The following is a 13,045-nucleotide window of genomic DNA, read 5'->3' on the forward strand; positions in this document are numbered from 1 at the left end:
AACTGTGCAGCGTTAACGAGATGCTCGCGTCTCGTTCGCACACCAGAATCTTTGATTCTGGGGACGCTGTATCCCCTCCCTGCTCGCGCCTCCTGTTCGGTCGGCGCTCGCTGAGGAAGGGGGCTTAGCGCCTCAATTCAGCTAATACTGCCGGCAGTACAACCCCACTTCCATCGACCCCCCGGGGGTTCGGGGGCTATCGAAGGTCGACGGAAACGATGAAGTGTGAACGGCGAATAGAGGTGCATACGTGGCCTAATCGGCCATGGTTTCAGACGGACCCTTGTGGGATTGAAGCTGCGTCGTCCGGTGGCCGTCAATAAATGTCGCAAGGGGTTTCAGACGGACCCTTGTGGGATTGAAGCTCCTACGACCTCGTCGGCGTCAACGGCTGGCCCGAGTTTCAGACGGACCCTTGTGGGATTGAAGCCACCCTACAACAGGTGAAATCTACCAGACAAAAGAGTTTCAGACGGACCCTTGTGGGATTGAAGCTCACCCAAGCGCAAGCAACAGCTGATCGAGGACCTGGTTTCAGACGGACCCTTGTGGGATTGAAGCGCGACGGCGGCCAGTTCCGCGAGGGCGGGAAGGTCCGTTTCAGACGGACCCTTGTGGGATTGAAGCTGCGAGTGTTGCGGGGAACCGACTCGGGTAGGCCAGGTTTCAGACGGACCCTTGTGGGATTGAAGCACGGTTTCGCTACCACCATCGCCACCAGCAACTGCCGGTTTCAGACGGACCCTTGTGGGATTGAAGCGACGAGTATGCCAACCGGCTCGTGAGCGGGCGCGTTTCAGACGGACCCTTGTGGGATTGAAGCTGGTAGGCGTCGTAGGTGTTCGTGGCGAGCGTGTCGTTTCAGACGGACCCTTGTGGGATTGAAGCACTCACTGGATTATGACCCCTACAACGAGGGCGTCAGTTTCAGACGGACCCTTGTGGGATTGAAGCGGATCTCGATCGTTGTAGTATCCATAGCTGCTATACCGTTTCAGACGGACCCTTGTGGGATTGAAGCGAAGTAACGCAACTCCAGTGAGCGCTACTGAGAGCCCGTTTCAGACGGACCCTTGTGGGATTGAAGCCCGATCACGCCCTGCCGATACTGGTAGTTCGCGATAGTTTCAGACGGACCCTTGTGGGATTGAAGCTCGTCGGCCGGCTCGTCGGCCGACGTGGACTTGCGTTTCAGACGGACCCTTGTGGGATTGAAGCAGTAGGTCTAATGTCTCTCTGTCGTCTATCAGCCCCGGTTTCAGACGGACCCTTGTGGGATTGAAGCGCTCTCCGGTGTCACAGGTCAGGTCACGGTCTCCGCGTTTCAGACGGACCCTTGTGGGATTGAAGCACGGACAAGTCATCCACCCGCCAGTATCTCCCGGTGTTTCAGACGGACCCTTGTGGGATTGAAGCAAATACGATCCTGCGGTGACGCTACGTCCGGGGCAGCGTTTCAGACGGACCCTTGTGGGATTGAAGCCAGATGTGGGGTCTGTGGCCACAGTCTAACATCTCTGTTTCAGACGGACCCTTGTGGGATTGAAGCCCTGATAACGGACTCTTGTAGGTCCGTTAGGTCGTGTTTCAGACGGACCCTTGTGGGATTGAAGCAAAAATGAGTGACGTAGACATTCGGCAAAATGCCGGGTTTCAGACGGACCCTTGTGGGATTGAAGCCAGCAGCGAAACGAGCCGTCCGTCCTTTTGAGACAGTTTCAGACGGACCCTTGTGGGATTGAAGCGTCTAGCCCAGTCTGGTCGGGGTGGTCGGCAGGATCGGGTTTCAGACGGACCCTTGTGGGATTGAAGCCACTCCTCATATGTCTGTTCGAGCAGCGGGACGTGGTTTCAGACGGACCCTTGTGGGATTGAAGCACCGTTGCCGCCGATCGGCAGCGAGCCGGTGATGTGTGTTTCAGACGGACCCTTGTGGGATTGAAGCTCAAAGCGAGCCTCGAACGCGACGACGAAGATATGGTTTCAGACGGACCCTTGTGGGATTGAAGCTCCTCCTTGTACCCACGGTCTTGCCGATCCATCCCGGTTTCAGATGGACCCTTGTGGGATTGAAGCGACTGGCGTGTTGCCGTTCAGGCCGGCGTTGATCCCGGTTTCAGACGGACCCTTGTGGGATTGAAGCCTCAGCAGCAGTCAACGGCATTTTATACACCTTGTGTTTCAGACGGACCCTTGTGGGATTGAAGCCACCCCTTCCGGGGAGACGAGGAAACCCCGGACGAGTTTCAGACGGACCCTTGTGGGATTGAAGCGTCACGCTGTCTGACGATATGGCTGACCAGGTGCGTTTCAGACGGACCCTTGTGGGATTGAAGCCACTCCTGGGCGGCCTCATCGGCGGCCATCGTCGTTTCAGACGGACTCTTGTGGGATTGAAGCGTTGTGTGAGGTATGCGATGGACACCACCGATCACGGTTTCAGACGGACCCTTGTGGGACCCGGCACTGTCGCTGGGGACGATCGGCTCACTTCTTTCGGATCGTCCCGCCGCCGAGCCCCTCCCACTCGACTCGGTATCCGAGCGCCGACAGGACGGCGCTGGCGTCGTCGAGCCCGTACTCGTCGAGGACCGCCTCGGCGGCCGACAGCGACATTCCGGTCTCGATCTCGTCGTCGACCGCCGACAGCACGGCCGGCCTGACCAGCGTCCGCCCGACGCGCTCGTGGTCGGGAACGGATCGGTCCTCGACAGCGGCCTCGCTGACGCCGTGTTCCGCGGCCAGTTCGGCGAGCGTGAGCACGTCGGCGTCGGGAGTGAGTGTCTGGGGGAGCGTCGCGGCGTTTGCCGCCGTCAGTTCCGACTCGTATCGGCCCAGTGCGTCGCGAACGTCTTTGATCCGGACGGTGCCCGAGTAGGGGATGGCTCGGTGGTCGCGGGCCTCGATCTCCGCGCCGATATCGCCGGACTCGGTCCGTGAGGCCGACTGCTGGTCGCCGACCGCGAGGCTCTCGTCGACGGCGACGAGCAGTTCCACGTCGTCGATCTCGGCCAGCTGTGACAGTTTCTTCTCGACGTACTCGGGCGTCCAGAACCCCATGATCTCGAAGAACACGCGGAAGTCGGCGTACTCGTAGTCGAAGGCGAAGTCGGGGATCGCGACGCGGGAGCCGGCGGCCAGCGGTTCCGGCTCTCGGGTGAGTTCCCAGTCGAGATCCAGCGCTTCGAAGCGGGCGGCGAAGTCGGCTTCGACGCCGCTGTCGTAGCTGACATCGGTCACCGGCTCGACGTCGGGGACGGACACGTCTTCGTGGGAGAGCCGGAGCGTTCGCTCGGTGCCGCGGTCGTCGATCGTCGCCCGGAGCGTCCACTCGGCGGCCGAGGCGGCGACGGTTCGCAGGAGTCGGGCAAAGCGTGTACCGTAGCGCCGCGTTCGCTGGAAGAGCCGGTCCGGGCCGGTGACGACGACGGTCCGGCCCTCGTCGGTGGCTTCGATCTCGTACATGAGACGGAGGCGCTTGACCGCGGAGACGAGCGTCCGGGGATCGCTCGACCGGAGACGGACCTCGGTGGCGTCGAACAGGGCGGTCTGTGCCAGCGAGAGGTTGTACTGGGCGATCAGTTCGTCGGGCTCCCAGCGCGTGTCGACGCGGGTCAGGACCTGCCGGCACTCTCGGTCGGCGTAGAGGGACCGTTCGATGTCGGCGGCGTCGACGGCGAGTCCGTCGGCCGCCCGTTCGATCGCCGCGCGTCGCTCGTCCTCGGAGGCGACCCCGACCGCCTCGCCGGCCTCGAAGGCAGCGCGGCGGGCTCGCGCCGGTGGGACCGCGGTCCGGGTCTCGAAGGTGGCCTCGCGTTCGACCAGCTTCGCCAGCCCGCGGACGAGCTTGAAGTCGTCGGCCCCTCGTTCGAGGTCGGTAAGCGCTGTCTGGAGTGTCTCGCGGGCTTCGCCGACGTGGCCCTGGTAGGTGCCGATCACGCTGGCGGCCAGCGGTTCGTCGGCGTCGTCGGCGAACTGCGGGTGGTACCCCCCGCCCGCTCGCGAGACGCGCAGCAGGTCCTTCGTGAGCACGGCAGACTATCGGATACCGATCGGCAAAAGCCCGGCGTCGCTCACCGACGCCGGGCGGCGACGTTCTCCTCTGCCGTCTCCTCGCTGACGAGTTCGTACAGCAGCGCCCGCGAGCCGTCCGCCGTCGGCCGCAGGATCCGTCCGAGGCGCTGTGTGAACTCCCGCTCGCTGCCGCTGCCAGAGAGGACGACGGCGACGTTCGCGTCGGGCACGTCGATCCCCTCGTCGAGGACGTTGGCGGTGACGATGCGAGAGTACGTGCCGTCGCGGAACCGTTCGAGGATTTCGCGGCGCTCGTCGGCTCCCGTCTCGTGGGTGATCGCCGGCAGCAGGAACCGCTCGGAGAGCCGGTAGACCAGATCCGTGTGGGCCGTGAAGACGATCACGCGGTCGTCGCGGTGGCGGTCGAGGATCGTCGCGAGCCGCTCGATCTTCCGGTCGGCGTTCATCATGACTTCGCGTGCGCGCTGTTTGGCCAGCAGGGCCTCGCGCGCCTCGGGATCGGTGCCGGACCGCTTGACCAGTTCCTGGTAGTCGCTGCCCGACCGCATCGTGATCGAGGACCGCTGGAGGTAGCTGGTAAACGTCTCCTGGTGGCGCTCGTAGGTCGCTCGCTCGGCCTCGGTCAGCGCGACCGCGATGCGCTTGATGTCGTAGTCCGCGAGGTGGTCGCCAGCGAGTTCGTCGACGGCGATCCGGTCGGCGAGGTCGCCGATCAGTTCCGCGACGGCCTCGTGGGCACCGTCCGGACGCTCGAAGGTCGCCGTGAGCCCGAGACGGGCCGGGGCGGCGAGCAGGCGGGCGATGTCGCGGTACCCCTCGCCGCCGAGGTGGTGGACCTCGTCGAAGACGACGAGTCCGAAGCGGTCGCCGAGTTCGTCGGCCCGGAGGTACGCCGAGTCGTAGGTGGCGACGGTCACGTCGGCGACGCGCTGCTCGCCGCCGCCCATGCGGCCGATCTCGGAGTCGAACTCTCGTTCGAGCTCCGACTGCCACTGGTCGAGGAGGTCGATCGTGGGCACGACGACCAGCGTCGGCGTCTCCAGTGCCTCCATCGCCGCGATCCCGACGACGGTCTTGCCGCTCCCGGTCGGCAGTTCCAGCACGCCGCGATCGCCGCTGTCTCGCCAGGCGTCCAGTGCCGCCTGCTGGTAGTCGCGGAGTTCGTAGGTCGATTCGAGCGCCAGCGTCGGCAGATCGAGCACGTCGTCCTCGTAGGCGACGCCGCGCTCGTCGAGGGCCGCCCGAACGGCGGCGTAGCGGTAGGCCGGTGCCCGTCCGGTCTCGCTGCGAGCGTCGTACTCGACGCCGGGGAAGTCGGCGGGCAGTCCCTCCGAGAGGCGGATCGTCCCCTCCTCGAACGACAGTCGTTCCATCGTCGCCCGGTTGGGCGCTCCGGGGCAAAACGCTGGCGACGGATCGACACCGACAGACGGTCCGTATAGAAAACATCTGTATTTTGGTTATTCCATATTTTTGGCTATTCTCGTCGAATCAGCGTACCGTCGAGTGAATCCGCCATTACCCGCAGCCAATTATTTTGGCGGTGAAGTTCGCGATGGCTAACATACTCTGTTACTCCTATTGGCCTGAAACTCCACCAGTCGTAAAATAGTGCCCAGAATCGAACAACAGTAACAGATCCAGGCGTTCGAACGGCCAACTGATCAACCTAGGCTAATTATAAAATATCTATTACGTCCCCATATGATTCTCGAGAGTAAACTTAGAGCCAGTGATAAGTATGTGGTGTCTGATTTACAGGACGCCATGACACATGGTACACAGAGCTGGCGACGCAGAGGAGTATTGAAATCTATCGGCGCACTCGGGGCACTCGCCGGTGTCGGCGTGACGGGCGCGACTCCCGGACGGAGCCCCGGGCCGAAGCCGGACGAACTGATCGTCGGCGCGAAGCGGGGCGTGAGCACTGCCGATGTCGAGTCGGAAGTCTCGGCCGCGACGACGGCGAACACGTCGGTGGTCCACCGAAACGAGGCGCTTGGCTATCTCGCCGTCGAGCTTCCGGAGGTGAGCACACAGTCCGAACGCGAGTCGGTCCGACAGCAGTTCGAGAGTCAGCCGAACGTAGCCTACGTGGAAGACAACGTCACCTACGAAACCCAGCTGACGCCCAACGATCCGCAGTTCGGTGACCAGTACGCGCCCCAGCAGGTCAACGCCGAGGCGGCCTGGGACACGACGCTTGGCAGTACGGACGTGACCGTCGCCATCGTCGACACCGGCGCACAGTACGAACACCCGGACCTGACGAACCTGTTCGGGAGCAATCCCGGCCGGGACTTCGTCGACGGCGACGGCGACCCCGCCCCGGGATCCGCCGGTGAATCCCACGGGACCCACGTCAGCGGGTGTGCGTCGGCAGACACCGACAACGGCGTCGGCGTCGCGGGCGTGAGCGACTCGCGACTGTTGAGCGCCCGAGCACTCGGTGGCGGCGGCGGCGGCGCGCTGTCGGACATCGCCGACGCGGTTCGATGGGCGACCGACCAGGGTGTGGACATCATCAACATGTCGCTGGGCGGGGGCGGCTACACCCAGACGATGAAGCGAGCGGTGGAGTACGCCTACGACCAGAACGACGTGCTGGTTGTCTGTGCGGCGGGCAACGACGGCGGTTCCGTCTCGTATCCCGCGGCCTACGACGAGTGTGTCGCCGTCTCGGCGCTGGACCCGAACGAAGAACTCGCGAACTTCTCGAACCGCGGGCCAGAGATAGAGGTTGCCGCACCGGGAGTCAACGTCCTCTCGACGGTTCCATACGACGGGTACGACTCCTTCTCCGGGACCTCGATGGCCTCTCCCGTTGCCGCGGGGGTCGCGGCACTGGGGAAGGCCGCCGAGCCGGGCCTGTCGGCGAGTCAGCTCCGCGAACGGCTCAAGTCGACGGCCGACGGCGTCGGACTACCCGGCGACCAGCAGGGCTCGGGCCGGGTCGATGCCGCCGACATCGTCCGTGCCAGCGGCGACCCGCCGGACAACGAGACACCGTCGGCCTCCGCCGCCGCCGATCCGACGGATCCCAGCGTCGGCGAGAGCGTGACCTTCGACGGGAGCGCCTCGTCCGACCCCGACGGCACGATCGAGAGCTACCAGTGGGACTTCGGGGACGGGAACACCGGATCTGGCGTGACTGTGGAACACAGTTACGACGCTGCCGGGGAGTACCAGGCGACCCTGACCGTGACCGACGACAGCGGTTCCTCGACGACCGACGGCGTCGTCGTGAACGTCGCAAGCGGCGGCGGGGACTGCAGTCAGAGCGCCTCGGGGAGTGCCGACGGCCGGCTCACCGGCTGGCGAGACAGCGACAGTTACACCTGGGCGAGTCAGTTCTCGTCGACCTGTGAACTGACGGTCGATCTCTCGGGAGCGTCGGGGACAGACTTCGATCTCTACGTCACCGCGGACGGCCGGACGCCGACGACCAACGACTACGACGCACGGTCGGTGTCGAGCGACAGCGAGGAGTCGGTGACGCTGTCGGAGATCGGTGACTCGGTCGGCATCCTCGTCGACTCCTATCGGGGCAGCGGCTCCTACACGGTCAGTGTCGAGGAGACCGGCGCGGGCACTCAGGCGACCGCCAGTTCGGAGGGACTGTAACGCGAGTCGGGCAGTATCGACCGACGCGTCACCGCAATCCCGACGAGCGAGTACGACCGGATTCTGTAATTCTTTTACCCGCGCGACCCCCTGCTACAGGTATGACCGAGCAGGACGCGGCAGAGACCGAGGCGTCGTCCGGCGAAGCCGACGAGGACGGGACCGAACGAGAGGACGCCGACGCGTCGGGCGAGTCCGCATCCGAGGAGCGTGTCGACGAGGACGCCGACGAGGAACTGATCGAACGGGTCGCCGAGTCGGATCCCGAAGAGATCGCCACCGAGCTAGCGGCGCTGCGGACACGCGTCGACGGCCTCGAAGGAGAGGTCGACGAGCGCGACGCGGCGATCGACGACCTGGAGTCGAAGCTCAAGCGCAAGCAAGCCGAGTTCCAGAACTACAAGAAGCGAATGAAAAAGCGCCGGGAAGAAGAGAAAAAGCGCGCCACGGAGAATCTCGTCTCGAAACTGCTCGACGTGCGCGACAACCTCCAGCGTGCGCTCGAACAGGACGAAGACGTGGACATCCGCGACGGCGTCGAATCGACGCTCCGACAGTTCAACGACGTGCTCGACGCCGAGAACGTCGACGTGATCGAACCCGAACCGGGTACCGACGTGGACCCCGAGTACCACCAGGTACTGGCCCGCGTCGACTCCGACCAGCCCGAGGGGACCATCGACGAGGTCCACCGGGCGGGCTACGTGATGGCCGAGAAGGTGCTTCGGGAGGCACAGGTCACCGTCAGCGAGGGCGAGTAGACACTCGATCCGACACCTGGCGAGTCCGGCGTAGAACCACTCTGAGCGGTAGTATTGTGGTTGGGTTTATATCCACCGGTCGAATAGTCACCACTGGTCGAAAACGGTACGCATGCGGTCCCTCCCCGTGATTCCTCACCATCGAATCTAGCAACTTTTAACCGGCGCAATCGGGTATAGACGAGTAAGATGGCGAGCAACAAGATTCTCGGAATCGACCTCGGTACCACGAACAGCGCGTTCGCGGTCATGGAGGGGGGCGACCCCGAGATCATCGTGAACAGCGAAGGCGAGCGAACGACACCGTCGGTCGTCGCGTTCGACGACGGCGAGCGCCTCGTCGGCAAGCCGGCCAAGAACCAGGCCGTCAAGAACCCCGACGAGACGATCCAGTCGATCAAGCGCCACATGGGCGACGACGACTACTCGGTCGAATTAGATGGCGAGGACTACACCCCTGAGCAGGTCTCGGCGATGATCCTCCAGAAGATCAAACGGGACGCCGAGGAGTATCTCGGCGACGAGATCGAGAAGGCCGTCATCACCGTCCCCGCGTACTTCAACGACCGCCAGCGCCAGGCGACCAAGGACGCCGGAGAGATCGCCGGCTTCGAGGTCGAGCGCATCGTCAACGAGCCGACCGCCGCGGCGATGGCCTACGGGCTCGACGACGACTCCGACCAGACCGTCCTCGTGTACGACCTCGGCGGCGGGACCTTCGACGTCTCGATTCTCGACCTCGGCGGCGGGGTCTACGAGGTCGTCGCCACGAACGGTGACAACGACCTCGGTGGCGACGACTGGGACCACGCGATCATCGACTACCTCGCCGACCAGTTCGAAGACGAGCACGGCATCGACCTGCGCGACGACCGTCAGGCCCTCCAGCGCCTGACCGAGGCCGCCGAGGAAGCGAAGATCGAACTCTCCTCGCGAAAGGAGACCCGCGTCAACCTCCCCTTCATCGCGACGACCGACGACGGTCCACTGGACCTCGAAGAGAAGATCACGCGTGCCACCTTCGAGTCCCTGACCGAGGACCTCATCGAGCGCACCGTCGGCCCGACGGAGCAGGCCCTCGCAGACGCCGACTACGACGAGAGTGACATCGACGAGGTCATCCTCGTCGGCGGTTCCACGCGGATGCCCCAGGTCCAGGACAAGGTCGAGGAGATGACCGGTCAGGAGCCCAAGAAGAACGTCAACCCCGACGAGGCCGTCGCGCTGGGCGCGGCGATCCAGGGCGGCGTCCTCGCGGGCGACGTTGACGACATCGTCCTGCTGGACGTGACGCCCCTCTCGCTGGGTGTCGAAGTCAAGGGCGGTCTCTTCGAGCGGCTCATCGAGAAGAACACCACGATTCCCACGGAGGAGTCGAAGATCTTCACCACCGCGGCGGCCAACCAGACCCAGGTCCAGATCCGCGTGTTCCAGGGCGAGCGCGAGATCGCCAACGAGAACGAACTGCTGGGCGAGTTCGCGCTGACCGGCATCCCACCGGCCCCCGCCGGAACGCCCCAGATCGAGGTCTCGTTCAACATCGACGAGAACGGCATCGTCAACGTCTCGGCCGAGGACAAAGGCTCGGGCAACAAGGAGGACATCACCATCGAGGGCGGTGCCGGCCTCTCGGACGAGCAGATCGAGGAGATGCAACAGGAAGCCGAAGAGCACGCAGAAGAGGACGAGGAACGCCGGAAGACGATCGAGGCCCGCAACGAGGCCGAATCGGCTGTTCAGCGCGCCGAGAAACTCATCGACGAGAACGAGGACGAGGTCGACGACGACCTCGTCGCGGACATCGAGGCCGAGATCGAGAACGTCGAGGCAGTGCTCGAAGACGAGGACGCCGACCGCGAGGACTACGAGGCGGCAACCGAGGCACTGACCGAGCAGCTGCAGGAGATCGGCAAGCAGATGTATCAGGAGCAGGCCGCCGAAGGCGCTGCCGGCGCTGGCGGCGCTGCCGGTGCCGGCGGCATGGGCGGTATGGGCGGCGCTGGCCCCGGCGGTGCGGCGGACGCTGGCGGCGCTGCCGGCCAGGGCGAGGAGTACGTCGACGCCGACTTCGAAGACGTAGACGAAGACGACGAGGACTGAAAGGACGAGTCGTCTTCGTCTGCACGGAAGACGAGGACTGAAAGGACGAGTCGTCTTCGTCTGCACGGAAGACGAGGACTGAAAGGACGAGTCGTCTTCGTCTGCACGGAAGACGAGGACTGAAAGGACGAGTCGTCTTCGTCTGCACGGAAGACGAGGACTGAAAGGACGAGTCGTCTTCGTCTGCACGGAAGACGAGCGGAGCGAAGTCTTCCGGTGTTTCGAAAAGTGAGCGAAGCGAACTTTTCGAAGAGGACGACGACGAAGAGTCGTCCTCCTGAGCCTATCAGAAATCTCCGATTTCTGAGGACGTCGAGGAAAACGACGAAGACGAGTAAAAACGAGTCTGAGGAGCTTTTCTCGGCTCGATAGACGAACGCGGTGAGTCTATCGGTGTTTCAGAAAGCGAGCGTAAGCGAGCTTTCTGAAGTGGACGAAGACGACGAATAGTCGCCGTCCTACGATCCGTCTTCGGTCGCGCGTTCGTATCGCCGTGTGAACCGGAGGAGATCCCGAACCGGGTCCGGAAACTCACGCAGTCGAACGTCGCCGGTGGCGCTATCGTACTCGATTAGCGTCGCTTCGGCGAGCTCTGGGAGGTGGACGTGGCGGAGTTCGATCGCGACGCGGTCGCGTTCGGTCGGGTCGACCGGGCCGTCGGCGGTCGAACGCTGGCCGGCGAGCAGCGTCGCCAGCGTCTCGACCGTCGTTCGAGGCTCGTCGAACAGGTAACACAGCGTCTGCCGCCTGACCGTCGACGCGAACACGTCGAAGAGCCGGTCCAGATCCGGCAGGTCACCTGTTGCATCGGTCCCACTGTCGAGGTGCCCGAGCGGCGGCGTCCCATCCCCAGCATTGTTATCCATTGACAACACCAGGAGACACGTTCACAGGGGTTGATTATTTAGATACCGGTTGTATACCTAAGATGTCGTTGCGATTGGGGTCGTCCGGCGCGTTCGTTCCGAGTGGATAACCACAACACCCATTGTTCTCAGTTCGCAACGCTCCGGTATGACCGAGCTACCACCGGTCGGGATCGGAACGTGGGAGAACACGGACCCCGAGGCGTGCGCGAACGCCGTCCAGACGGCCCTGGAGATGGGGTATCGCCACGTCGACACCGCCGACATCTACGGCAACGAGGAACACGTCGGCGAGGGAATCGAGCGTGCGGACGTGGATCGCGAGTCGTTCGTCCTCGCCTCGAAGGCCCACACGCAGGCGACGGGGCTGACCTACGACGCCGTAGTCGAGACCGCCGAGCAGAGCCTCGATCGACTCGGCGTCGACGCGCTCGACCTCTTCTACGTCCACTGGCCGACGGGAGAGTACGACGCAGAGGAGACGCTGCCGGCGTTCGACGAACTGGTCGCAGACGGACTGATCCGGGAGGTCGGCGTCTCGAACTTCACGCCCGAACTGGTCGAGGAGGCGATGGAGATACTCGATGCGCCGCTGTTCGCGAACCAGGTCGAGATGCACCCGCTACTCCAGCAAGAGGAGCTCGTCGCCCACGCACAGGCACACGATTACTACCTCGTCGCGTACTCGCCGCTGGCACGGGGCGACGTGTTCGACGTCCCCGAAGTGAGCGAGGTCGCCGACAAACACGGCGTCAGCGAGGCCCAGGTCAGTCTCGCCTGGCTGCGCTCGAAGGACAACGTCGTCGCGATTCCGAAGGCGACCAGCCGGGCACACATCGAGGACAACTACGCGAGCCTCGACCTCGAACTCGACGAGGAAGACGTCGCGACGATCGACGAGATCGAACGCGAGGATCGCCACCTCGACTTCGACGCAGCACCCTGGAACTAAGTAGCCATTGAAAACCAATGCACACCCGATCGCACGACGGCAGTGCGATCGGTGTGTAAATCGTTTCAATTGTTACTATAGGTGCCGGAAAACGCAGTAACAGTCCGTCTCGATCGGTCAGAGTCGATCAGTTCGCGCCGACCGCGTAGGTGTCGAGCGTCACCGTCTGCGCTCCGGCCCCACCAAGCGGCCGACCGGTCCAGCGTACCTCGACGGTCACACCGGCGGTCAGGGGGAAGCCGACCGTTCGATCGGCGTCGAAGTAGTCACCGTCACCGTCGGCGTCGACCGTCGGATCGTCGAGCGAGAGCGTCCCGCCGGGAGCGAGTTTCTCGCCGCCGTCCTCGGACCAGTTCACCGTCGCCACGTTCGTCCCTGACTCACCGGTCACGACGAGCGCGAGCCGTGCCGTCGAGACGGTGTCGCCACCGGCGTGGGTGATCGTCACGGTGTGCGTGTCGGCGTCGTAGGAGCCGTCGAAAGAGGCCGTCGGCGGGTCGACGATCCCCGCGCCGGACGCACCGACGGCGAGCACGACGACGGCGACGGCGACGCCGGCCGCGAGCCAGACGGCCACGCGCTCGACGCCGAACGCCGCCCGGACGTAGTCACTCACTTCCATCGCTTCGGGAGTCACGAGGGAGCGTCTTGAATCGGTCGATGCCCGGTCGAAGCCGTCGAACCGTCATCGCGCACTCGTCCCCGAC

8 protein-coding genes and 1 CRISPR repeat array are annotated in these 13,045 nt (G+C 64.1%); of the genes, 4 read left to right on the top strand and 4 right to left on the bottom strand.

Features of this window, described 5'->3' with window-relative positions; translation table 11 throughout:
- Positions 1-268: 268 nt before the first annotated feature.
- Positions 269-2,400: direct repeats of the CRISPR family, unit length 30 nt; unit sequence GTTTCAGACGGACCCTTGTGGGATTGAAGC.
- An 87-nt stretch (positions 2,401-2,487) separates the two neighbouring features.
- The gene (locus tag HMUK_RS13760; RefSeq protein ID WP_015763789.1) at positions 2,488-4,032 is read right to left on the bottom strand and encodes a DUF790 family protein; all 1,545 of its coding nucleotides are present in this window, start codon (positions 4,030-4,032) and stop codon (positions 2,488-2,490) included.
- 41 nt (positions 4,033-4,073) lie between these two features.
- Positions 4,074-5,408, bottom strand: a complete 1,335-nt coding sequence (locus tag HMUK_RS13765; protein WP_015763790.1) for a DEAD/DEAH box helicase — start codon at positions 5,406-5,408, stop codon at positions 4,074-4,076.
- Between the two features lie 433 nt (positions 5,409-5,841).
- Between HMUK_RS13765 and HMUK_RS13770 the strand changes: the two genes are divergently transcribed.
- The 3 genes from HMUK_RS13770 to dnaK all read left to right on the top strand — a co-directional run bounded on the left by HMUK_RS13770 (position 5,842) and on the right by dnaK (position 10,520).
- Positions 5,842-7,659 carry a S8 family serine peptidase gene (locus HMUK_RS13770; protein ID WP_126967068.1) on the top strand — a complete coding sequence of 606 codons (1,818 nt, stop codon included), beginning with the start codon at positions 5,842-5,844 and terminating at the stop codon, positions 7,657-7,659.
- A 101-nt stretch (positions 7,660-7,760) separates the two neighbouring features.
- Complete coding sequence (grpE, locus tag HMUK_RS13775; protein WP_015763792.1) at positions 7,761-8,420, top strand: nucleotide exchange factor GrpE; 660 nt, start codon at positions 7,761-7,763, stop codon at positions 8,418-8,420.
- A 189-nt stretch (positions 8,421-8,609) separates the two neighbouring features.
- Positions 8,610-10,520 carry a molecular chaperone DnaK gene (gene dnaK, locus HMUK_RS13780; RefSeq protein WP_015763793.1) on the top strand — a complete coding sequence of 637 codons (1,911 nt, stop codon included), beginning with the start codon at positions 8,610-8,612 and terminating at the stop codon, positions 10,518-10,520.
- Positions 10,521-10,978: 458 nt separating this feature from the next.
- Here dnaK and HMUK_RS13785 read toward each other — a convergent pair whose 3' ends face one another.
- Complete coding sequence (locus HMUK_RS13785; protein ID WP_015763794.1) at positions 10,979-11,386, bottom strand: DUF7344 domain-containing protein; 408 nt, start codon at positions 11,384-11,386, stop codon at positions 10,979-10,981.
- A gap of 148 nt (positions 11,387-11,534) precedes the next feature.
- Between HMUK_RS13785 and HMUK_RS13790 the strand changes: the two genes are divergently transcribed.
- Positions 11,535-12,338, top strand: a complete 804-nt coding sequence (locus HMUK_RS13790) for an aldo/keto reductase (protein WP_015763795.1) — start codon at positions 11,535-11,537, stop codon at positions 12,336-12,338.
- A 127-nt stretch (positions 12,339-12,465) separates the two neighbouring features.
- Here the strand turns inward: HMUK_RS13790 and HMUK_RS13795 are convergent, their stop codons facing one another.
- The gene (locus HMUK_RS13795; RefSeq protein WP_015763796.1) at positions 12,466-12,960 is read right to left on the bottom strand and encodes a type IV pilin; all 495 of its coding nucleotides are present in this window, start codon (positions 12,958-12,960) and stop codon (positions 12,466-12,468) included.
- Between the last annotated feature and the right edge of the window lie 85 nt (positions 12,961-13,045).

It is taken from the genome of Halomicrobium mukohataei DSM 12286, from assembly GCF_000023965.1.
GTDB classification, from domain to species: domain Archaea; phylum Halobacteriota; class Halobacteria; order Halobacteriales; family Haloarculaceae; genus Halomicrobium; species Halomicrobium mukohataei.